The organism is Escherichia marmotae, assembly GCF_002900365.1.
Classification (GTDB): Bacteria; Pseudomonadota; Gammaproteobacteria; order Enterobacterales; family Enterobacteriaceae; genus Escherichia; species Escherichia marmotae.
Genome location: NZ_CP025979.1, coordinates 328,498 through 351,446, shown reverse-complemented (window position 1 = coordinate 351,446; position 22,949 = coordinate 328,498). Strand labels below are relative to the sequence as shown.

18 protein-coding genes and 1 pseudogene are annotated in these 22,949 nt (G+C 51.6%); 4 read left to right on the top strand and 15 right to left on the bottom strand.

The window, feature by feature from the left end; translation table 11 throughout:
* Position 1: 1 nt before the first annotated feature.
* The 11 genes from fcl to wza form a co-directional block, all read right to left on the bottom strand.
* A complete protein-coding gene (fcl, locus tag C1192_RS01650; protein ID WP_028132117.1) occupies positions 2-967 on the bottom strand; it encodes a GDP-L-fucose synthase in 966 nt (321 codons plus the stop codon).
* A 2-nt stretch (positions 968-969) separates the two neighbouring features.
* The gene (gene gmd / locus C1192_RS01645) at positions 970-2,091 is read right to left on the bottom strand and encodes a GDP-mannose 4,6-dehydratase (protein ID WP_000048190.1); all 1,122 of its coding nucleotides are present in this window, start codon (positions 2,089-2,091) and stop codon (positions 970-972) included.
* A 26-nt stretch (positions 2,092-2,117) separates the two neighbouring features.
* Positions 2,118-2,666: a colanic acid biosynthesis acetyltransferase WcaF gene (gene wcaF / locus C1192_RS01640; protein ID WP_001153547.1), complete on the bottom strand. Its 549-nt coding sequence runs from the start codon at positions 2,664-2,666 to the stop codon at positions 2,118-2,120.
* A gap of 15 nt (positions 2,667-2,681) precedes the next feature.
* The gene (gene wcaE / locus C1192_RS01635) at positions 2,682-3,428 is read right to left on the bottom strand and encodes a colanic acid biosynthesis glycosyltransferase WcaE (RefSeq protein ID WP_038355122.1); all 747 of its coding nucleotides are present in this window, start codon (positions 3,426-3,428) and stop codon (positions 2,682-2,684) included.
* 10 nt (positions 3,429-3,438) lie between these two features.
* Entirely contained in the window at positions 3,439-4,656 is a 1,218-nt protein-coding gene (gene wcaD, locus C1192_RS01630) for a colanic acid polymerase WcaD (RefSeq protein WP_000107816.1), read from the bottom strand.
* The gene (wcaC, locus tag C1192_RS01625; RefSeq protein ID WP_038355123.1) at positions 4,631-5,848 is read right to left on the bottom strand and encodes a colanic acid biosynthesis glycosyltransferase WcaC; all 1,218 of its coding nucleotides are present in this window, start codon (positions 5,846-5,848) and stop codon (positions 4,631-4,633) included. Before wcaC ends, wcaD begins: the two co-directional genes overlap by 26 nt.
* On the bottom strand, positions 5,845-6,333 hold the full coding sequence (gene wcaB / locus C1192_RS01620) for a colanic acid biosynthesis acetyltransferase WcaB (RefSeq protein ID WP_000888740.1): 489 nt from the start codon (positions 6,331-6,333) through the stop codon (positions 5,845-5,847). The genes wcaC and wcaB overlap by 4 nt, the downstream gene beginning before the upstream one ends.
* A gap of 2 nt (positions 6,334-6,335) precedes the next feature.
* Complete coding sequence (gene wcaA, locus C1192_RS01615; protein WP_038355124.1) at positions 6,336-7,175, bottom strand: colanic acid biosynthesis glycosyltransferase WcaA; 840 nt, start codon at positions 7,173-7,175, stop codon at positions 6,336-6,338.
* A gap of 92 nt (positions 7,176-7,267) precedes the next feature.
* The gene (wzc, locus tag C1192_RS01610; RefSeq protein WP_038355125.1) at positions 7,268-9,430 is read right to left on the bottom strand and encodes a tyrosine-protein kinase Wzc; all 2,163 of its coding nucleotides are present in this window, start codon (positions 9,428-9,430) and stop codon (positions 7,268-7,270) included.
* A 2-nt stretch (positions 9,431-9,432) separates the two neighbouring features.
* On the bottom strand, positions 9,433-9,876 hold the full coding sequence (gene wzb, locus C1192_RS01605) for a low molecular weight protein-tyrosine-phosphatase Wzb (RefSeq protein ID WP_024236668.1): 444 nt from the start codon (positions 9,874-9,876) through the stop codon (positions 9,433-9,435).
* Positions 9,877-9,881: 5 nt separating this feature from the next.
* Positions 9,882-11,021: a polysaccharide export protein Wza gene (gene wza, locus C1192_RS01600; RefSeq protein WP_000978094.1), complete on the bottom strand. Its 1,140-nt coding sequence runs from the start codon at positions 11,019-11,021 to the stop codon at positions 9,882-9,884.
* Between the two features lie 308 nt (positions 11,022-11,329).
* On the opposite strand from wza, the gene C1192_RS25290 reads away from it, so the two are divergent.
* Both C1192_RS25290 and C1192_RS01595 read left to right on the top strand, forming a co-directional pair.
* A complete protein-coding gene (locus C1192_RS25290; protein ID WP_162829205.1) occupies positions 11,330-11,479 on the top strand; it encodes a hypothetical protein in 150 nt (49 codons plus the stop codon).
* A gap of 200 nt (positions 11,480-11,679) precedes the next feature.
* Positions 11,680-13,263, top strand: a complete 1,584-nt coding sequence (locus C1192_RS01595; protein WP_038355126.1) for a TerC family protein — start codon at positions 11,680-11,682, stop codon at positions 13,261-13,263.
* Between the two features lie 451 nt (positions 13,264-13,714).
* On the opposite strand, the gene asmA is transcribed toward C1192_RS01595, so the two are convergent.
* The 3 genes from asmA to udk all read right to left on the bottom strand — a co-directional run bounded on the left by asmA (position 13,715) and on the right by udk (position 16,904).
* Positions 13,715-15,568, bottom strand: a complete 1,854-nt coding sequence (gene asmA, locus C1192_RS01590; protein ID WP_038355127.1) for an outer membrane assembly protein AsmA — start codon at positions 15,566-15,568, stop codon at positions 13,715-13,717.
* Positions 15,569-15,589: 21 nt separating this feature from the next.
* Positions 15,590-16,171 (bottom strand): dCTP deaminase, encoded by a 582-nt coding sequence (dcd, locus tag C1192_RS01585; protein WP_001234777.1) that lies wholly within the window; start codon positions 16,169-16,171, stop codon positions 15,590-15,592.
* 91 nt (positions 16,172-16,262) lie between these two features.
* Positions 16,263-16,904, bottom strand: coding sequence for a uridine kinase (gene udk / locus C1192_RS01580; protein WP_000132077.1), 642 nt, complete (start codon positions 16,902-16,904; stop codon positions 16,263-16,265).
* A gap of 318 nt (positions 16,905-17,222) precedes the next feature.
* On the opposite strand from udk, the gene C1192_RS01575 reads away from it, so the two are divergent.
* Positions 17,223-20,540, top strand: coding sequence for a diguanylate cyclase (locus C1192_RS01575; protein ID WP_038355128.1), 3,318 nt, complete (start codon positions 17,223-17,225; stop codon positions 20,538-20,540).
* Positions 20,541-20,577: 37 nt separating this feature from the next.
* On the opposite strand, the pseudogene alkA reads toward C1192_RS01575, so the two are convergent.
* Positions 20,578-21,454 (bottom strand): annotated as a pseudogene (gene alkA / locus C1192_RS01570) (DNA-3-methyladenine glycosylase 2).
* A gap of 133 nt (positions 21,455-21,587) precedes the next feature.
* Here alkA and yegD point away from each other — a divergent pair.
* Positions 21,588-22,940, top strand: coding sequence for a molecular chaperone (gene yegD, locus C1192_RS01560; protein WP_000469721.1), 1,353 nt, complete (start codon positions 21,588-21,590; stop codon positions 22,938-22,940).
* Positions 22,941-22,949 lie beyond the last annotated feature (9 nt).

Below are 22,949 nucleotides of genomic sequence, written 5' to 3'. Positions count from 1 at the left end.
ATTACCCCCGAAAGCGGTCTTGATTCTCAAGGAACCACTGGTAAGTGCTGGCAAGCCCCGCTTCCAGTGAGATTTCGTGATACCAGCCAAGCTGATGCAGGCGCGTCACATCCAGCAGTTTGCGCGGCGTACCATCCGGTTTGCTGGCATCAAAAACCACCCGACCTTTGTAACCCACCACTTTGGCGATGGTTTGCGCCAGCTCGCGGATAGTGCAGTCAACGCCCGTGCCGACGTTAATGTGCGACAGCATCGGCTGGGTGTTCTCCAGCCAGACTTCATGCGCCAGCTCCATGACATGAATGCTCGCCGCCGCCATATCATCGACGTGCAGGAATTCACGCATCGGTGTACCGCTGCCCCATACCACCACGTCCGGTGCACTCTGTGCCGTCGCCTCGTGGAAGCGACGCAGCAATGCTGGGATCACATGCGAATTACTCGGGTGGAAGTTGTCATGCGGGCCATACAGGTTGGTCGGCATGACTGAGCGGTAATCGCGTCCATACTGGCGGTTGTAAGATTCGCACAGTTTGATCCCGGCGATTTTGGCAATGGCGTAAGGCTCGTTGGTCGGCTCCAGCGTGCCCTGCAATAACTCGCTTTCTGCCATCGGCTGTTTTGCCAGTTTCGGGTAGATACAGGACGATCCGAGAAACAGCAGTTTGTTCACGTCGTTCTGATGCGCGGCGTGAATGATGTTGCTCTCAATCATCATGTTCTGATAGATGAAATCCGCCGGATACGTGTTGTTGGCAACAATGCCGCCCACTTTCGCCGCCGCCAGATAGACCTGGTCAATACGTTCGCTGGCAAAGAAATCATGCACGGCGCGGCTGTCCAGCAGGTTCAGCTCGTCGCGGGTGCGTAATACCAGTTCCACATCACCGCGCTGTTCGAGCTGCCGCCTGATGGCAGAACCGACCATCCCGCGATGGCCAGCGATAAAAATGCGTTGTCTACTCATGCTTATGACTCCAGCGCGATCGCCACGTCGTAGCCGTGAGATTTCAGCAGAGAGTGTTTTTTCGCCGCTTCGAGGTCATTAGCCACCATTTCAGACACCATCTCTCTGAGGGTGATTTCCGGTTTCCAGCCCAGTTTTTCGTGCGCTTTGGTCGGGTCGCCGAGCAGCGTTTCAACTTCTGCCGGACGGAAGTAACGCGGGTCAACGGCGATAATCACATCACCCGGTTTAACGCCCGGCGCGTCATGCCCGGTGACGGAAACCACAATGCCCTTCTCTTCAACACCCGTGCCTTCAAAGCGCAGTTTGATGCCCAGCTGTGCTGCCGCCATTTCCACGAACTGACGTACGGAGTACTGAACGCCGGTCGCGATAACGAAATCTTCTGGCTGTTCCTGTTGCAGCATCATCCACTGCATTTTTACGTAGTCTTTGGCATGGCCCCAGTCACGCAGGGAATCCATATTGCCGAGGTACAGGCACGATTCCAGCCCCTGGGCGATGTTGGCGATTGCGCGGGTGATTTTGCGGGTAACGAAGGTTTCGCCGCGGCGCGGGGATTCATGGTTGAAGAGAATACCGTTACAGGCGTACATGCCGTAGGATTCGCGGTAGTTAACGGTGATCCAGTAGGCGTACAGTTTGGCGACCGCATACGGAGAGCGTGGGTAGAACGGCGTGGTTTCTTTCTGCGGAATTTCCTGCACCAGACCATACAGTTCAGAGGTGGAAGCCTGATAGAAGCGGGTTTTCTTTTCCAGACCGAGGAAGCGGATCGCCTCGAGCAGGCGCAGCGTACCCATCGCGTCGACGTCAGCGGTATATTCCGGTGACTCAAAAGAAACCGCAACGTGGCTCATTGCGCCCAGGTTGTACACTTCATCCGGCTGCACTTCACGCAAAATACGCGTCAGGTTGGAGGTATCACTCAGGTCGCCATAATGCAGATGGAATTTCGGGTTGCAGGTGTGCGGATCCTGATAAATGTGATCCACGCGCTCGGTGTTGAATGACGATGCGCGACGCTTAATACCATGCACCTCGTAACCTTTTTCCAGCAGAAACTCTGCCAGGTAAGAACCGTCTTGTCCGGTTACACCGGTGATGAGAGCGACTTTTGACATGTCTTATTCCTCTGTATTTTTTGAATTTATTCAGTTTCAACGCGTTCGCGTATCACCACTGCGGGATTCCCCCGGCAAACCACATTTGCCGGAAGCGATTTAAAAACACTGCTTCGTGCACCCACGACGGTGCCGTCGCCAATCGTGACGCCTGGGGCAACAAAAACATCGGTTGCCAGCCAGCATTTCTCGCCAATCACAATAGGCGTGGCGTTAATGGTGAAATGTTGACTTGCATGGTCGTGGCTCCCGGTGCATAAATAACTTTTTTGCGATATCACCGAATGTGCGCCAATGGTTATTTCACCGAGGGTATATAAATTGACGTCATCGCCGACCCACGCGTAATCACCTAAGGTTAATTTCCACGGATAGGTAATTTTTACTGACGGACGAATAACTACGTTTTTTCCTATTTTTGCGCCGAATAAACGTAATAAAAAAGCCCGCCAGCGATACAATACTTGTGGCGACCAGGCAAATATTGTTGCCTGTACTGCCCACCATAATTGCACTTTAATAGCGTTGCCGCCCCGGAACCCTTTCGGCACCGAGAATCCACTTAAATCTTGCATCGTTTTCCCTTATATTCAGCTTTTGTTATATAAGGCTTTCGTCTTTGAGGTAGTACGTTGGCGTAAATGCCTGGATAATTCAGCCCAAAAGCCAGGCACATGTAATATTTGCCGTTGGACTTTTTTCGCGTCAGCACACAATTCCATATTATTGGTGGTAGATACCCCACCCATGGAAAATTCAGACACCAGGCCATTGAGTTTTTTAAATGCATAACCGGCTTTATACATTTTGGCTGCCAGCGCGTAGTCGGAAGAAACTTTATATTCCAGGTCATAACGCCATTTCTTCAAGCCGGATACCGGGAAAAATATCGCCTGATGACTGGCGGGCAGGCTGTGATAAATATACCAGCCCGGTTTGGCGCTACGTTTAATTTTATGCCCGTCGCCAAAATCCAGCAGCGCATCGCCGGTGATCATCACGTTATCTTTTTGCATTTTTAACTTACGGACAAAATTTGCGGCATCCTGATGAAAAATATCGCCCGAATTGAGAAACAACGCGAACTTGCCTTGTGCCATCGCAATGCCTTTGTTCATGGCGTCGTAGATACCGTTATCTGGCTCGCTGACAAAGCGTAGGTTATAGATACCATTGAGATTTTCCAGGTACTCACGGGTGCCGTCATTGGAACCGCCATCGACAACAATCCATTCGAAGCTGATATCGTCCGCCTGCGCCAGATGCGCCAGCGAGGCATGTGTTTTGACTATTCCTTCGAGGTTACGAAACGCGACAGTGATTATGCTAAGCAACATGTTCTTATTCTTACCTCGTAATATTTAACGCTTTTCGCAAAATAAACGGACAGACGATTAAAAATGCATATTCCGGGCTAAATATCGAACCGGTAAAAAACAGCGATACCGGAGTAAAAAGATATAATTGCACGCGAAAATTGCGGTTATCACCAAAAGCGTTGATCATCATTTTTATCACTTTCCCCATGTACCACAGCGATAAAAACACCGCGAACCAGGAAAAATAAATAATCAGCAGATACAAACCATTGTCTATGGTTTTTCCGACATCCGCACCGTTAAATATTCCGAATGATGCGACATATTCATAAAGTGAGCCAAATCTGACTACACCGTCAATATGGGTCAAAGAATAACCGACCATCACCAGCGGACCGACAATACGATAATACGATGACGATCCTTCCGTACCTAAATCGCCCAGACGGGTGGAAATATAAGGAAATGCAATTACCACACCAACCAGGAATACAGCCAGAGAAATCAATGCTAACGGTAACTTTTTCTTAATCGCCTCTTTATTCAGATATTGAAATGCCCACTCCAGCAAATAAAACAGGATAAAGGTCATAACCCCTGAAAACGATCCGGATAATATTATCCCTGCGAGAATCATAGCATCGGTTTTAGGCGTTTTGATACCAAACTGTTTGATGCTGAGCCAAATTGAGATTAATGCCAGAGCGAAAAATGCCGGTTCGAAATAAAGTGCTGTCGTGCGCTTGCCGCCGAATTTGATGAAATTCAGCACATAGCTGTTGCTGTAAATCAGATATTTCGAAATCGACTCCATAATACTACTGCCACCGGTGAGGATAATTTGCGCCATCTCCACCGCCGCCAGCGCCACCACCAGCCCGACCACCAGATAAAAGAAACGTAATATCTTGCGATGGTTGTGTGGCGAAATCGTTTTAAAGCGAATACTCCACACCATGCCAATAATGATCACAATATAGACAAACAGCATGGTTGAAGTGACGTATTTACTGGCATCCAACGACTGACCAAACAGGTAGTTAAACGCCGTGAGTCCCGCGCCAATCCCTAAGGCAATCATCAATTTTTTAACGCTGATGCGTTCTAAAAACAGCAGTAACAAGACAGGTAAAAAAGTGACGATGGTGATGGGGAAACTTTCGCCAAGCTGGGCGATTTTGACGTTAACCAGCAGGTAGATCAGCGGCAGCAGCAGGTAGCTACAGATTCTGATAGAAGTTGACATACTCCTCCAGCATCTGTTGTCCACTGTAGGCGGCGCGGCTGCGTTGGCTGAACTCAGCCAGCGTGGTACCAAATATCGCCTGCGCGATTTCCGGTTTGCTTAACTGGACCAGTTGCAGCACGTCTTCTTCGCTGACGGTTTTACCGCCGGATTTTTGCAACACTTCACGCGCCGCGTCGCTATGGGTGGCAATCACCGGCACGCCAATTGATAACGCCTCACACAAAATCAGTGGGTAGTTATCGACACGAGAACTGAACACCAGCGCATCCATCTGATTGAGCGCGCTCATCAGCTTACGTTTGTCGGTTTCAAAGCCGTGATTGACCACGTTGCCAGCGGTGAACGGCGAGAACTTACCGAAGGTATGCAGTTCGATTTTGTCGTCCAGCGCCATCATCTCGCGCACCAGGTGCTGGTTAGTTTTGCCGTCGTAACGCAGGTCATGCGCTACCACCGCGATTTTCGGCTTGCCCTGAGTTTCGCGCACCGGAGGCAGATCCGCCAGAATCGCTTCGGTTGCCATATCAATACCGTTATTGATAATCCGGCAACGCCCTGGACCGTACAGGCTATTGAAAGCATCAGCCACATGCTGGCTGGGGGAAATAAACTGACAGCCCAGCGCCAGCATCTCACGGAATAACTGGCGTTTGCCCGCCACCAGTTGGTGTGCGCGATCAATCTTCACCGGCGGATAATTATTTAAGGTCGGGCATTTCTGGCAGCCCGTTTTCCAGCCTTCGCAACCGTCGGTAAAGGCGCAGCGTCCGGTAACGCTCCAGTGGTCGTGCAGCGTCCAGACCAGAGTGACGTCCGTTTTATGGTTTTTCACCTTTTCGCAAAAGCGCACCACGCTCTTAAGATTTAGCCAGTAGCTGTGCAGCACATGAAAATGCAGGACCACCGGGCCCGGTGTGCGAGTAATGGTGCGATATAACTCATTGAAATTGCCAAACAGATCGCGATTAAACAGACGAAACAGGGCAATATTCGCCATTGCGGTCATCCGCGGCGTATGTTTGATGACCTGCGGATAGTTCTGATGGCTGACGCTCTCTTTGCCGCCTTTGCCGTAGCCGTAGACAAAATGTGACGCCAGCCCCTGTTGCAGCGCACGCTGGTGGAGATCTAACGCCACACCTGCCGCCCCGCCTTCCGCCAGTCGCACATTAAATTGCAGAATATTCATTTAATTACCTTCACTCGCGCTTTTTCTCCCACCACCAGCGCGTTGTCCGGGACAGAGTCGAGCACCACGCTGCCCGCGCCCACGGTGACGTTGTTACCAAGCGTGATATCACCAAGAATAATGACGTTGGCACCGAGTTCGACGCCGTTGCCAATGTGTGGACATGCCATGTTATCGGCACCACGATTGCCGATAGTGACGCCGTGACGAATGGTGAAATCATCCCCCGCTACCACGTTTTTATTGATCACTACGGCGTAACCGTGATGGATAGTAAAGCGGCGGCCAATGGTCGCGGCGGCCTGGATTTCATAACCGAAAAAGCATTCGGTGATAATGCGATACAGCACCAGCAACGGGGCCGCCCACAGATTGTTGAGGACGTTCTTTTTGCGCCACACCGAACAAAAATGAGCGACGCGATAGGCAAGAACCATGCAGCACGGGCGTAAACTCCAGCTGTTGGCGCGTAGATCTTCCAGCATATTTAGCGCCCCCGAATACCATCAGCCAGACGTTTGCCGTTACGCACCGACAGCAGCGTCAGCAACGTGCGCCAGGTCATGCGTTTATTGCGGATCTGGTAGAGGGTAAACAGCTGATATTTTTTGCTGGCGCGGTCAAATTTGTCTTTGTGCTTGCGGTAAAAGTGGAAGTATCCGGAGAATTTTTTCGGTGACGAGGTGATCTGCATTTCACCGTGATTGATATGCAGGATCTGCGTCGCCTCTTCCACTTTCCACGGTTCGCCATACTCCACCACCATCCGCAGGAAGATGTCGTAATCCTGTGCCGCTTTCAGTTCGGTATCGAACAAACACTCTTTGAAACGCCATGCCCAGGTAAAGACCTGATTGCCAATGATATTGCGTTTATAGAACAGGCAGCGTGAGTACGGCGATTTGGGATACAGTGGTAAGCTTGCCGGTTGGGAATAAACTTCTCCCTGGCATACGTAGTCGTTAGCGTACAAAAAGGCGTGAGTGACCAGTTGCTGTTTATGGGCGAGGAAGACGCTCAGACGGTTGGGTGTCCATTCGTCATCGTCATCGATCCCGGTAATGTATTCCCCTTGCGCCAGCATAATAGCCTGGTTACGTACCGCGCACGCCCCGCTGTTAATGTCGTTGTGAATGTAGGTAATACGCGGATCGTTGAGGGCGGTGACGTACTGTTGCAGTTGTTCCCAGGAGGTGGAGCAATCATCCACGATGATCATCTCCCAGTTGCTGTAGTCCTGGCGCAAGACCGATTTTATCGCCCGAATCGCCAGTTGTTGGCGGTTCCAGGTCGGCATATAGATTGAGATCAGCGGATTGTCTTTCATAGGTTGTTCTCCCGGCTTATGAGCTGGTTTGCTTGCCGGATGCGGCGTGAGCGCCTTATCCGGCCTACGGGGCGGTGCGAATGCAGGCGTCGTTATTTCGCGTCCGACTTATATTCGTATTCGTAATAGCCATAATCCTGATACGCGCTGGCGCGGCGGAAGATGGAGTTCAGAATCACCCCTTTCACCGGAATACCGTTTTGCTCAAAGCGGCTCAGACTGGTTTCCACTTCTTTCAATGTGTTGACCGCATAACGCGCCACCATTAACGTGGTTCCGACATGACGACCAACAATTGCCGCATCGGTCACTGCCAGAATCGGCGGCGTATCAATCAACACCAGGTCATAGTTTTTACTCGCCCAGTTCACCAGTTCGGCAAAGCGTTCGCTCATCAACAGTTCAGAAGGATTTGGCGGCACCTGACCGCGCGGGATCAGGTCAAATTTGGCAATCGAGGTCGGTTTAGCTGCGGTAGTAATATCGCCCTGACCAATCAGAATTTCCGACAGGCCATTGACGTTATTGGTGCCCAACAGCTCGTGGGTGTAGCCTTTGCGCATATCGCAGTCGATCAACAACACGCGTTTATTGGTCTGGCTGATCACCGCCGCCAGGTTGGCGCAGACAAAGGTTTTACCGATTGACGGGCTAACCCCGGTCATCATCAACACATTGTTCTGCGCCTGCATCATCGCGAAGTGCAGACTGGTACGCAGACTGCGGATGGCTTCAATCGCCAGATCGGTTGGATTCCCCACCGCCAGTAGCTGGCTTTGTTTATAGCGTTTAATCCCTTTGATGGTTTTGACGCTATCGCGCGCTTTCTGCCATTCCGACAGCGGGATGCTGGCATAGACGCTGATACCGTGTTCTTCCAGCACCTGTGGGCTTTCGATGCCGCGATTAAACAACGAGCGCAGCAGCACCCCCACGATAGAGAGCATCAGGCCGAGGATAATTGCGCCGAGGATAATCAACCCTTTCTTCGGTTTTAGCACACCAGGCTGAGTGATTGCCGGGTCAACAATGCGCACATCGCCGACGGTGCTGGCTTCGGTGATTTTCAGCTCCTGCTCTTTATTCAGCAGTTGCATATAGACCTGCTGACCAGACTCGACATCGCGGGTCAGGCGCACAATCTCCTGCTGGGTTTTCGGCATCGCCGTTACGCGACCGTTAAGTTTGGCTTTCTCTTCTTCCAGCGCCTGACGTTTCTCCAGCAGCGTGCGGTACGCCGGGTGAACTTTGGTGTACAGCTTGGAGATTTCCGCCTCTTTAAAGGTCAGTTCGTTCAACTGCGCGTCGATGTTCACCATCGAATCGAGCACCGCTTTCGCTTCCAGCGGCAGATCAACAGAATCTTTATCCTGACGGAAGGCATTCAGTTTGTTTTCGGCAACATCGAGGCGGCTACGTACTTCCGGTAACTGTTGCGCGAGGAAAGCGAGACTTTTCGACGCTTCCGCCGATTTGCGCTCAATATTTTGTTCCTGATAGTTACGGGCGATGCTGTTAAGAATGTCGCGGATCTGTTCGCGATCTTCACCGGTATAAGTCAGGCTCAGTACGCCTGCGTCTTTGCCGTTCTCCGTTACCGTCAGGCTGTTTTGCAGTTGATTGATCATCCCCAGCGTGGAGTATTTGGTGACGGTAAACTCACTGCCCGGGCGGGCGTGAATGACTTCAACCATCAGCGTGACGCCTTCTTTTTTCAGTATCTGGCCCGCTTGCCCACGGGCGCTAAAGCCGCCATCGCTGCTCAGGGTGTAGTTTTTGTTGTCCAGCACATTAAGCGAAAACACCTGATCCGCCATCTCTTTCGGGCGGTTAAAGGTGGTCACTTTCACCGTCTCGTTCTGACGCCCCATCAGGCGATCCCAGCCCGCACCGAAAATCGGGAACGTGTTTTTGCTCACCGCAATATCGAGGTCGAGATCGTCCACCGTTTTACCAAGCACCAGACGCGAACGAATCAACTGGATCTCGGCGTCCGATGCAGGCGGTTTGTTGGCTAATGCCGAACCAATGTCCTGCACTAACGAATTGCCGCTGCTTTGCTCGATTTGTACCAGTGCGTCGGCACTATAAATCGGCGTGGCGAAGAAGGTGTAAACCACGGCACAGAGGGCAAATACAGCGGTGATGCCAATCACCCACCAGCGCGCTTCAATGACGGTGCCGACCAGGCGACCAATATCGATTTCATCACTGCCCGTTACCGGAGCGGCATGTTGTTTTACTTTTTCTGTCATTCTTATACCTGCTCTGCGTTCAATGCCTGCGCCCACTGGCGGGCAGACCGTTCAAGTAATGTGTACACCGCTGCAAACGTTTCCCGGCTTTTGCGATACGGATCGGGGATTTCACATTCGTTATCCCAGTGACCAAACAGCATCACTTTGCCGCGCATCTCCGGTGCCATCTCGCATAAGCGCTCGATATGGCGCTTTTCCATGGTCAAAATCAGGTCGTAGTTGCGACACAGACGGCGGCTGATTTGACGGGCACAGTGACCTTCCAGAGACAGTTGATGTTCTGCGGCGACGCTGATAGCGGTAGGATCAGCGCTCTTACCGACCAGCGCGCCGAGTCCAGCGGACTCCACTTTCAGTTCCGGGTGATAACGTTGCAGTAAGCGTTCCGCCGTCGGGGAACGGCAAATATTGCCGACACAGACAACTAAGATGTTGTTAAACATGACGATTACCAGTTATGAATGTCGCTGGCTGTATCCGTCATGTAACGGACACCGCTAATAGTTGGCAGCAACTGATTGATCAGACGGTTCCAGCGGGAAACCGGGGCGGTGGTGACATACACCACGTCATAAGGTTGCAGGCGGAATTCTGTCGCCATCACCAGCGACGTGGCATCGGACATATCCAGCTGGTAGATATTGGCAATCTTGCCGTTACGCCCGCCCTCGCCTTTCAGCGGACGAATGACAAAGATGCCGCTGGCGTTGGAGGTGGTCATGTCGATGCCTTCAGCATTGCCCAGGGCTTCGGTCAGGGTCATGCCGCTAAAGTCCATTTTCAGGGTGCTCTGTTTCTTCACTTCACCCATCACAAACACTTTCAGATCATCATTACGCGGCACGTAGAGAATATCGCCGGGGTAAAGCAGTCGATTCTGATTGAGGTCGCCGTTTTGCATCAGCGCCTGCAAAGAAATGCGTTCTTCACGACCATTGTGTGTTAACACCACGTTGCGCCAGTCAGCGGTGTCGGTCAGGCCACCTGCGGCGTTGATGGCGTCGAGAATGGTCAGTGGTACGTTGGTGATCGCCTGTTGACCGGATTTATTCACCTGTCCGGAGATATAGGCCTTTTGTGAGCGGAAGGCGGCGATATTAACGTCCACCTGCGGGTCAGCGATGTACGTCGCTAAGCGCCCGGTAATATCACTGCGGATTTCAGCGAGCGTTTTCCCGACTACGTGAACCTTGCCGATATACGGGTAAAACATAGTGCCGTCAGGCTGTACCCAGTTGCCGGTGTCGCTGGAGCTGCGGTACTGACCGGCTGGCGTGGTGAGTTCCGGGTGATCCCAGACGGTGACATTCAGAACGTCGCCCGGCCCGACGCGATACTGGTAATTCGCGATCTCACTTTCCAGCGTCATATTGGGGCGCGCTACGTTGGGTCGTGGACGTAATTGATCAATCAGGCGCGGGGTCAACGGATAAACATTCACCATTTTGTCGAGATCGAAATCAGCGTCCTGCTGTTTGATGACGTCTTTGCCCATCGTCGACATATTGCTGCCCGGAAGTACTGTGCAACCGCTTATCAAGGTTACTGACACCAATAATGGCATCAATTTCATTTTGGATTTCATCATTGTTTATTTATCACTTTGGCAGAGTAATTATCCTGTGCACTATTAATAGCAATGTCGCCATGCACATTTACCTTGCAGTTAATTGAATAAAAATTTAACTGGCATCAGTCCTAAAAAAATTGATTTCATCCGCAGGCTATTGACAGAATAATTCAGACTGGTCTTTCAGGCATCCAGACACGCTACCGCCCCTGGCTTTTTAGCTACCAATACACTGATTTAGCTTAATTTTTAAAACCCTCTCAACATACAGTCGTTGATGAGAAAGGGTTATTGCGGAAATTAACTTCCGAATATAAGGTGACATTATGGTAATTGAATATTGGCTCTCCAATAATGCAGGAGGAAGTGTTACAGCTAACGGAATAGCAGGCAAGGTAACAATTCGGCAATTGGCTATTTTTAAGAATTATATTAAGTGTCATTCAATATGGTTTTTAGGAGTTTCTTTAGGTTGACAATATTTAATATTGCGTCTCCACATGCGATATTTCTTAAATAATGTTTTATTATTACCACTTTTAATTCAGGGATAATGTGAGGTTATTGTCCTCAAATAATATGAGATAAATAGTGCTGCAACATTGCATTTTTGCCCCGATTTATCCATGATCGAATTGTGACATTTGTCATACAACGAATAGGTTTTGTACTTACTATGGAATGGATTGCCGATCCGTCTATCTGGGCCGGGTTAATCACGCTGATTGTGATCGAACTGGTCCTCGGCATTGATAACCTGGTCTTTATTGCCATCCTCGCCGAAAAACTACCGCCGAAGCAGCGCGACCGCGCACGGGTTACCGGGCTGCTGCTGGCGATGTTAATGCGCCTGTTACTGCTGGCGTCAATCTCCTGGCTGGTCACCCTGACTCAACCGCTGTTCAGCTTCCGCTCGTTTACCTTTAGCGCCCGCGACTTAATCATGCTGTTTGGTGGTTTCTTCCTGTTGTTCAAAGCCACGATGGAGCTGAACGAACGGCTGGAAGGGAAAGACAGCAATAATCCCACACAACGCAAAGGTGCGAAGTTCTGGGGCGTGGTGACGCAAATTGTGGTACTGGACGCCATCTTCTCACTCGACTCAGTGATTACCGCCGTCGGGATGGTCGACCATTTACTGGTCATGATGGCCGCCGTGGTTATCGCTATCAGCCTGATGTTGATGGCCAGCAAGCCGTTAACGCAATTTGTTAACAGTCACCCGACCATCGTTATTCTCTGCTTAAGCTTCCTGTTGATGATTGGCTTTAGCCTGGTGGCAGAAGGTTTCGGCTTCGTCATTCCGAAAGGCTACCTGTACGCTGCCATTGGTTTCTCGGTGATGATCGAGGCACTCAATCAGTTGGCTATCTTTAACCGGCGACGTTTTCTTTCCGCTAACCAGACGCTACGCCAGCGGACTACCGAAGCGGTAATGCGCCTGCTTAGCGGGCAAAAAGAGGATGCGGAACTGGACGCCGAAACCACGTCCATGCTGGTGGATCATGGTAACCAGCAGATCTTTAATCCGCAGGAACGGCGGATGATTGAGCGGGTACTTAATCTTAACCAGCGTACCGTCAGCAGCATTATGACGTCGCGCCACGATATTGAGCATATCGATCTCAACGCGCCGGAAGACGAGATCCGCCAGTTACTGGAGCGAAATCAGCATACGCGGCTGGTGGTTACTGATGGCGATGACGCAGAAGATTTGCTCGGTGTTGTTCACGTTATCGACCTGCTACAACAGTCTCTGCGCGGCGAACCGCTCAACCTGCGGGTGTTGATTCGCCAGCCGCTGGTGTTCCCGGAAACCTTGCCGTTGTTACCTGCCCTGGAGCAGTTCCGTAATGCCCGCACACACTTTGCTTTTGTGGTGGATGAGTTTGGTTCAGTGGAAGGGATTGTGACATTAAGTGACGTCACTGAAACCATTGCCGGTAACTTACCGAACGAAGTGGAAGAGATCGACGCCCGCCATGATATTCAGAAGAATGCCGACGGTTCCTGGACGGCGAATGGTCATATGCCGCTGGAGGATCTGGTGCAATATGTGCCGCTGCCGCTGGATGAAAAACGTGAATATCACACCATTGCTGGGCTGTTGATGGAATATTTGCAGCGTATTCCAAAACCTGGCGAAGAAGTTCAGGTAGGGGATTATTTGCTTAAAACGTTGCAGGTGGAAAGCCATCGCGTGCAGAAGGTGCAGATTATACCGCTGCGTAAGGATGGCGAGATGGAGTACGAGGTGTGATGGTATCGGTCATTTTACCCGATGCTGCGTAACGCCTTATAACTTCAGCAATGAAGCGTTGTCTGTGGTACATGGACATTACAGCGGGGGGGTGGGTCCGGCTGTAAATCGCCGAATCGTTTCCTGTAGGCCGGGGCAGCCCACATGGATGTGGGCTGAGGGCGCGTTTTACAGGGATGTTACCTCGCGCCCGTACCCGATAGCCGAAAGGAATAAGATGAGGGAACCGCGCCAGCGGCGATTTACCGCCGGGAGCCCGGGTTGCCAGGATGGTGGCGATTGAGCCACCCTGGCACGTTCACCGGCTTGAGCGTTCCATAGTAGCGAGGAACATCAAGTGAACGGAACAGCCTTCGATCTTACATATTCAGAATATAATGGTGCCGCCGCGAACGCCTGATGCGACGCTTTACGCGTCTTATCAGGCCTACAGGACAGGTCACCTGGTAACCTACATCTTCTCCAGCAACTTCTTCACATCTTTGCCATTGCGGGAATCTTTATTCCGCTCGGCCCAGTCATTCAGGCGACGTTTCGCTTCGTCCTGTAGATGTTTGCGCAGTAACTGATCCACTTGCAGACTGTAATTGAGTTGCTGCCAGTTGCCATAAACCCGCAGCGGTACTGGCGTTTCTTTCAGGAAATCAATCAGTTTACTTTCCCCGTTCCAGCCACCCACGACCCGAATATCAAACTGGGTGTCGCAGGTTTGATCTGCCAGATTCAACATGCCTTCCCCTGTCAACGCCAGCACAGGCGATTGACCTTGCATGTCGTTTAACGTCACGACGCCATCCTTCAATGTCAAATCGGTGGTAAAGCGGTCAAGACGCGTCACGTTATCGAAGTTTTCAGCGGCCTTCACATCACCACCATTACGTTCTACCGCTTGCTGAATCATCTGCTGGAAGTTCATCCCTTCCATGCGCGTATCGGCCATTTCGACATGCGCCGTCCCCTGCCAGTTGTGGCGGAATGCGTCTGCATCTATGTCAGCACCGGAGAAATCACCAGCCAGTGACATCTTTCCGGTCAACGAAATCGGATAGTTAAACGCCTTCAGAATGGTGCCAATCTCAACGTTTTCCAGCCGTGGCTGGAAGTTTATCCGCGTATTTATTGATGTCGCGTCCAGCGTGCCCGGCAGTGAAACCTGTCCACCGTTAAGCTTGCCCTGCAGTTGAGTAATTTCCAGCAAACCCGACTTGTTGGTCATTTGCGTGGCAACATCTGTAAAATTCATTCCGCGCCAGCGCACGTTACTGGCCTGCAACAAAATATCAGCCGTAAAGCCTTGCAGTCCCTGATAGGCCGGTTCATCAATACGCGAAGAAATAACCGGGCGCGGCAACATTGATTGGCTCTGCCCCTGCTGCGCGGCACCGTTTTCACCGTTCGCTGTTTCATTAAGCGGGATGAGGTTGTCAAGATTCAGTTGCGGGAATTGCAGTCTCAGCTGCCATTCCGGTTTCTCTGTCAGCGTGACCTGTGCTTGCCCGCTCAGCGTACTATCATTGGCGGTCAAACTAATTTGGTTAAATGAAAGGCGTTTATGTGACTCCTGCCACTGGGCCTGGAAACTCCCCTGCCCCTGAATACCTTGTTTTGGTAAATCTGCACCCTGCAACTGCCAGTTAATTTGTTCAATAGCCGCCGTTAAATCATGCGGATAATCAGAAGCATCTACCGTACCGTTAAGGGATATCGTGAGATCGCGCTGATCGCGATTAACCCGCCCGGAGAACTCAAATGAGCCACGATGTTGGGGATCTTGTTCCATTTGCAGGCGGATATTGCGGATTGTCACCTGCTCGTCATCTTCATGCTGGAACACCAGAACGCTGTCCGCCACCTTAAGACTGGATATATCAAACGACCATCCGCGATCGTCTGACAGATCCGGCAAGGTATTGTCGCGCGGTGCAACCGGAGCGTCTTCACTGCGCACCGCTTCCGTCTGCGGCGTCAGTTGGATCACTGCCCCTTTTAGCATCACCTGCTTAACGCTCAGTTGATGACTCAGTAGTGGTAAAAGCGCCACGTCCAGACGCATGTTGTCGGCGCGAACCAGTGGCTGGCTCGCGCCCTGGGCGGTGAGAGACATTCGCCCGGAGAGGATACTAAGCTGCGGCCAGACGTGCCAACGCAGTGGCCCGTCGAGCTGCAATTGATAACCGCTACGTGCAGCAACTTGCTTGACCATATAGTCGCGGAAATCATTCGGATTCACCAGCAACACTAACGCAGATAACCCGGCCACCAGCACGACCAGGAGTATCATCAGCGTCGTCAGAAATCGTCTCATGGTATCCTCAATGGGCCTGAATTAGTCTTTATCGATTCGGCTGGCTACCGCGCCCTGCTGGTTGCGATATTTCGCATCTTCACGGCGGTTGTAAGGTCGCGCCGCCGGGCCGGAAAGCGGCTCAAAGCTCAGCGCACCAATTAACATGCCCGGACGTAGCGCCAGCGGCAGCTTACCGGAGTTGTAGAACTCCAGCACAATGCAGCCAGACCAGCCCGGATCGATGCGGTGCGCGGTGACGTGCACCATCAGCCCCAGACGCGCCAAAGAGGAACGCCCGTCCAGCCAGCCCACCAGATCGGCTGGCAGCGTCACCGACTCCAGCGTCACCGCCAGCGCCAGCTCACCTGGGTGAAGATAGAACGCCTCGCTTTCATCGAGAACGATCTCATCGCTCATCACGCGGTCAAGCGCGGCGCTCACTTCATCTTTGGGACCGCTCAGATCGATAAACGCTGCCGTGTGACCACGGAAGGTACGAAATTTATTGCCCAGGCGTACATCCACCGTCGCGCCGTTAATACGCTCCACTGGCGGACGTGGGTTGATCGACAAACGGCCTTCATCAAGCCAGGCTTCAATATCTCGGTCACACAGACGCATGGCATTTTCTCCTTTCGCGCATCACTCCCTTAACGCCTTTTACGTCAAGGGCATACCAGGTTATCACTGAACGGTACACAATTTACCAGGCTTATTCAAAGAACTGACTTATTTTCGCTTTCAATATATCGATCGCGATGCGGTTTTTACCGCCGCGCGGCACGATAATGTCGGCATATTGTTTGGAAGGTTCAATGAATTGCAGGAACATTGGGCGCACGGTTTTTTGATATTGCGCCATCACCGAATCCATCGAACGCCCGCGCTCGTTAACATCGCGCTTGATGCGGCGCATCAGGCAGATATCCAGCGGGGTATCAACAAAAATGGAGAAGTTGAGTTCGTCACGTAAACGCGCATCCGTCAGCAGCAAAATGCCTTCGAGAATGATGACTTTCTTCGGTTCAACCTTCACCGTTTCTTTCATACGCGTATGTTCAACATAGCTGTAAACCGGCAGGTCAATAGCCGAACCACGTTTCAGCGCTTGTAAATGCTCAAGCAGCAGACTGTGATCCATCGCACTCGGATGGTCGTAGTTGGTCTTAACGCGTTCTTCCATCGACAGATGGCTTTGATCTTTGTAGTAGCAGTCTTCCGGAATAACGCCGATGTGTTCATCACCCACTTGTTCACGTAATTCACGATAAAGGGTACTGGCAATGAGACTCTTGCCGGAAGCCGATGCGCCAGCGATACCGATAATGACGCACTGATGAGACTGATCAGTCATAAATTTAGCGACCTGATTAACCTGGATGTTAGGAAGGGGGTGCCGAAGCACCAAACGCGGCAATTATAGGGATTTCATCCGCCTGATACCAGTCGAATAGCGTTGCCGCACATTTAGAGTTAATTGTTGACGATCCATTCCCTGACGCAAATTTAATTGTTTGCTTTTAACGCAATGTGAAAAATGTTATGTCCGGTTGTGCAAATTGCCGCCAATTACGTCACTTTATGAACAAACCGCATATAAAATGTAAAACTTTTGTACTAGCATAAACACAGATACTAATGCTGGCGACCTGGCCATATGGATAGAGCGGTAATGAGTAAACGATCACAACGTGTTTTAATTACCCTGCCTCATCCACTGCTTCACCTTGTCAGTTTAGGTTTAGTCTCGTTTATCTTTACCCTCTTCTCACTTGAACTTTCGCAGTTTGGTAGCCAGCTTGCGCCGCTGTGGTTTCCGACGTCCATTATGATGGTGGCGTTTTACCGCCATGCCGGGCGGATGTGGCCGGGAATCGCATTGGCCTGCTCGCTGGGAAATGTCGCCGCATCTGTACTGCTTTTTTCTACCAGTTCGCTCAATATGACCTGGACGGCCATCAACATTATTGAGGCCGTCGTGGGCGCAATGCTGCTGCGTAAATTATTACCGTGGTATAACCCACTACAAAATCTGGCTGACTGGCTACGTCTGGCATTTGGCAGCGCTATCGTGCCACCTGTATTGGGCGGCGTGCTGGTTGTCTTGCTGGTTCCAGACGACGATCCACTTAAAGCATTTCTGATCTGGGTGCTTTCCGAATCAATCGGCGCACTGGCGCTAGTCCCGCTGGGATTGTTGTTTAAGCCACACTATCTATTGCGCCATCGCGACCCGCGGTTGCTGTTTGAGACGCTGTTAACGTTATCCATCACGCTGGCGTTAAGCTGGCTCTCGATGCGGTATCTGCCGTGGCCTTTTACTTTCATTATTGTGCTGCTGATGTGGAGCGCCGTGCGTTTGCCACGGATGGAAGCCTTTTTGATTTTTCTTGCCACGGTGATGATGGTGTCGCTGATGTTGGCAGCCGATCCGGCTTTACTCGCCACGCCGCGAACCTACCTGATGAGCCATATGCCGTGGCTGCCATTTTTGCTGATCCTGCTGCCCGCCAACATCATGACCATGGTGATGTATGCCTTTCGCGCTGAACGCAAGCATATTTCCGAAAGCGAAACCCGCTTTCGGAATGCGATGGAGTATTCCGCCATCGGCATGGCGTTAGTGGGTATCGAAGGGCAATGGCTGCAATCCAACAAGTCGCTATGCCAGTTTCTTGGTTACAGCCAGGAAGAGCTGCGTGCCATTACCTTTCAACAACTTACCTGGCCGGAAGATCTCAATAAAGATCTGCAACACGTTGAGAAGTTGATCAGCGGTGAAATAAACACCTATTCAATGGAAAAACGCTACTACAACCGTAATGGCGACGTTGTCTGGGCGTTGCTTGCCGTCTCACTGGTACGCCACACCGATGGCACACCACTCTATTTTATTGCCCAGATTGAAGACATAAACGATCTCAAACGCACCGAACAGATCAACAAACGTCTGATGGAACGGATAACACTGGCTAACGAAGCCGGTGGCATTGGCATCTGGGAGTGGGAGCTGAAGCCTAACATCTTCAGTTGGGATAAGCGGATGTTCGAGCTGTATGAAATTCCGTCACATGTCAAACCGAACTGGCAGGTGTGGTACGACTGTGTGCTGCCAGAAGATCGCGGGCACGCCGAGAAAGTGATTCGCGATTCATTGCAAGCTCGTTTGCCTTTTAAACTGGAATTTCGCATTACCGTAAAAGATGGCATCCGCCATATTCGCGCCCTCGCCAATCGTGTGCTGAATAAAGAGGGCGAAGTCGAGCGCCTGCTCGGCATTAATATTGATATGACCGAAGTGAAACAGCTCAATGAGGCGCTGTTTCAGGAAAAAGAGCGCCTGCACATTACGCTGGATTCCATCGGTGAAGCCGTGGTCTGTATTGATATGGCGATGAAAATCACCTTTATGAATCCGGTTGCCGAGAAGATGAGCGGCTGGACGCAAGAAGAGGCGTTGGGTGTTCCGCTACTCACGGTGTTGCAAATTACATTTGGTGATAATGGTCCCTTAATGGAGAACATTTACAGTGCCGACACGTCGCGTTCCGCTATCGAACAAGATGTCGTTCTCCACTGCCGTAGCGGCGGCAGCTACGACGTCCATTACAGCATTACGCCGCTAAGTACCCTTGATGGCAGCAATATTGGTTCGGTGCTGGTAATTCAGGACGTCACCGAATCACGCAAAATGCTGCGCCAGCTTAGCTACAGCGCCTCCCATGATACCCTGACGCATCTCGCCAACCGTGCCAGTTTTGAGAAGCAGTTGCGGATACTTTTGCAGACGGTAAGCAGTACGCATCAACGACATGCTCTGGTGTTTATCGATCTTGATCGCTTTAAAGCCGTAAATGACAGCGCCGGGCACGCGGCAGGTGATGCCCTGCTGCGAGAACTGGCATCGCTGATGTTAAACCTGTTGCGCTCCAGTGACGTGCTGGCGCGGCTCGGCGGTGATGAATTTGGTCTTTTACTACCTGACTGTAATGTTGAAAGTGCCCGCTTTATCGCGACACGCATTATCAGCGCGATTAATGACTACCACTTTATGTGGGAAGGCCGTGTGCATCGGGTTGGAGCCAGCGCAGGAATTACACTGTTCGATAACAGCAATCATCAGGCGGCAGATGTGATGTCGCAGGCCGATATCGCCTGTTATGCTTCAAAAAATGCGGGCCGCGGCCAGGTGACGGTTTACGAACCACAGCAAGTTACCGCACATAGCGCACAGGCAGCGATGTCACTCGATGATCCGTGGATGATGATGAAAGAGAATCATCTGATGCTGATCGCCCACGGCGTCGCTTCTCCGCGAATTCCGGAAACGCGTAATCTGTGGCTGATTTCGCTTAAGCTCTGGAGTCGTAACGGCGAGGTTATTAACGAACTGACATTTCGCCGTAGCTTCAGTGATCCGATGTTCAATCTCGCCCTTGATCGCCGGGTATTGCATGAATTTTTCCAACAGGCAGCAAACGCAGTTGCCAGTAAAGGCTTAAGCATCGCCCTTCCCCTTTCCGTTACCGGTTTAAGCAACACCACGCTGGTGGATGAACTGCTTGAACAACTGGAAAATAGCCCACTACAACCACGGTTATTACATCTGATTATTCCGGCAGAAACCATTTTCGACCACGCAGAAAATATGCATAAACTGCGGCTGGCGGGCTGCCGGATCGTGCTCAGTCAGGTGGGACGCGACCTGCAAATCTTCAACGCACTGAACGCGAATATGGCAGATTATCTGCTACTCGACGACGAGTTATGCGCCAGCGTACAAGGCAATTTGATGGATGAAATGCTGATTTCGATCATTCAGGGTCACGCCCGGCGGCTGGGATTGAAAACCATCGCCGGGCCAGTAACGCTGCCGCTGGTAATGGATACGCTTTCTGGCATCGGCGTCGATCTGATTTATGGCGAGGTGATTGCCGATGCCCAACCGCTGGATTTGCTGGTTAATAGCAGTTATTTCGCAATTAACTGAGTATTTTGCCGCCCCCATCGCCTGATGCGTCTACAATTCATCCATTTCGTCGGCCGCCCGGCGACCAGCATAATGCTTCATCTGGTTGCCAGCCTTCCGTATACCAGATATGCAACAGCGCATAAGAACGCCAGGGTTTCCAGCGTTCGGCATAACGGCGGATTTGTGCCGGCGTCATTCCCGGAAATCGCTGTTTAATTAAATAATCATCCGGTAGAAAAACATCTTTCGCTTGCCAGCCGCGCAAGGCGAAATAATTCGCCGTCCAGCGCCCGATTCCAGGAAAGGTTTGCAGCGTTTTCATCGCCTGCTCAACATCACCGGGCATTGTTATCGGTAAGGAACCATCCAGTACCGCATTTGCCAGATGGATCAACGCCTCTGCACGTTTCAGCGGCATCCCCAACGCTTTTAGCGCCTGCGAATCGGCTGCTGCCAGCCGTTGAGGCGTGGGAAAGCAGATATAATCCGGGAAATCATCCAGACGTTCGCCATAAAGCTGCACCACTTTGGCGGTCAATTTCGCCGCCATCGCCACGCTCACCAGTTGGCCTAAAATGGCGCGCACGCCCTGTTCAAAAGCATCAACACAGCCAAGTAAACGCAATCCCGGCCGCGCCTAACTCACCTAACGCCCCATTAACAATCTGCGGATTACATTGCAGATCAAACAGGCGGCTTATTTTCGCCAGGCACTCGGTCGCCACCGGTTCTAATCCCGAACTTAAGTTCACTTGCAACGTATTATTTTCGACATCAGGAACCACCGTTATCATGCCCCGATGTTCGCCCACTGCCAGACTGCGGGCATAATAATTGTCAGCGACCGTTTCCACACCGCTCACCGCACGAGTGGCAAGAAATCCCAACATCCACGACCAGTCATACGGCGGTTGCCAGTTCAGGGTATACATCGCATCTCCTTTTTTATCCGCTTTCAACATAAACGTTATTCAGACGCAGCGCTTTGCTTTCATATTCCGGTTGTCGCGGCGACAACATTTCGCTAAAGTCACGCCCCTTCTTCACCGGCATGGGGATTATTTCGTGTTTATTGGTTTTGATTACGGTACAGCAAACTGTTCAGTAGCGGTGATGCGTGACGGTAAACCACAGTTGCTGAAAATGGAAAATGACAGCTCGCTGCTGCCTTCAATGCTTTGCGCACCAACGCGTGAAGCTGTAAGCGAATGGCTGTACCGCCATCATGATGTTCCGGCAAACGACGATGAAACGCAGGCGCTGCTGCGTCGGGCGATTCGTTACAACCGCGAAGAAGATATCGATGTTACGGCGAAAAGCGTGCAGTTCGGTCTTTCCTCACTGGCGCAGTACATTGATGATCCGGAAGAAGTGTGGTTTGTGAAATCACCGAAATCGTTCCTCGGAGCCAGCGGTTTAAAACCTCAGCAGGTGGCGCTGTTTGAAGATCTGGTCTGCGCAATGATGTTACACATTCGCCAACAAGCACAAGCGCAGTTACCTGAAGCGATTACCCAAGCGGTGATTGGCCGTCCGATTAACTTCCAGGGGCTGGGTGGCGATGAAGCTAACGCCCAGGCGCAGGGGATCCTCGAACGTGCGGCGAAGCGTGCCGGGTTCAAGGATGTGGTATTCCAGTACGAACCGGTGGCGGCCGGGCTGGATTACGAAGCGACCTTGCAGGAAGAAAAACGTGTACTGGTGGTGGATATCGGTGGCGGTACGACTGACTGTTCATTGTTGCTTATGGGCCCCCAGTGGCGTTCGCGCCTGGATCGTGAAGCCAGTCTGCTTGGTCACAGTGGCTGCCGTATTGGCGGTAACGATCTGGATATCGCACTGGCGTTTAAACACCTGATGCCACTGCTGGGCATGGGTGGCGATACAGAAAAAGGTATCGCCCTGCCGATTCTGCCGTGGTGGAATGCGGTCGCCATCAACGACGTACCTGCGCAAAGCGATTTCTACAGTAGCGCCAATGGTCGTCTGCTTAATGATTTAGTACGAGATGCCCGCGAACCGGAAAAAGTTGCCCTGTTGCAGAAAGTCTGGCGGCAACGTTTAAGTTATCGCCTGGTACGCTGCGCAGAAGAGAGCAAAATTGCGCTTTCCAGTGAAGTTGAAACTCGCGCGTCGCTGCCATTTATCCGCGACGAACTGGCTACGCTGATTAGCCAGCAAGGGTTGGAGAGCGCCCTCAACCAGCCGTTGGCGCGGATTCTGGAACAGGTGCAACTGGCGCTGGATAACGCCCAGGAAAAACCGGACGTCATCTATCTGACTGGTGGTAGCGCCCGCTCGCCGCTGATTAAAAAGGCACTGGCGGAACAGTTGCCGGGGATTCCGATTGCTGGCGGCGATGACTTTGGCTCCGTCACCGCCGGACTGGCACGCTGGGCGGAAGTGGTATTTCGTTAAATGAAGGAT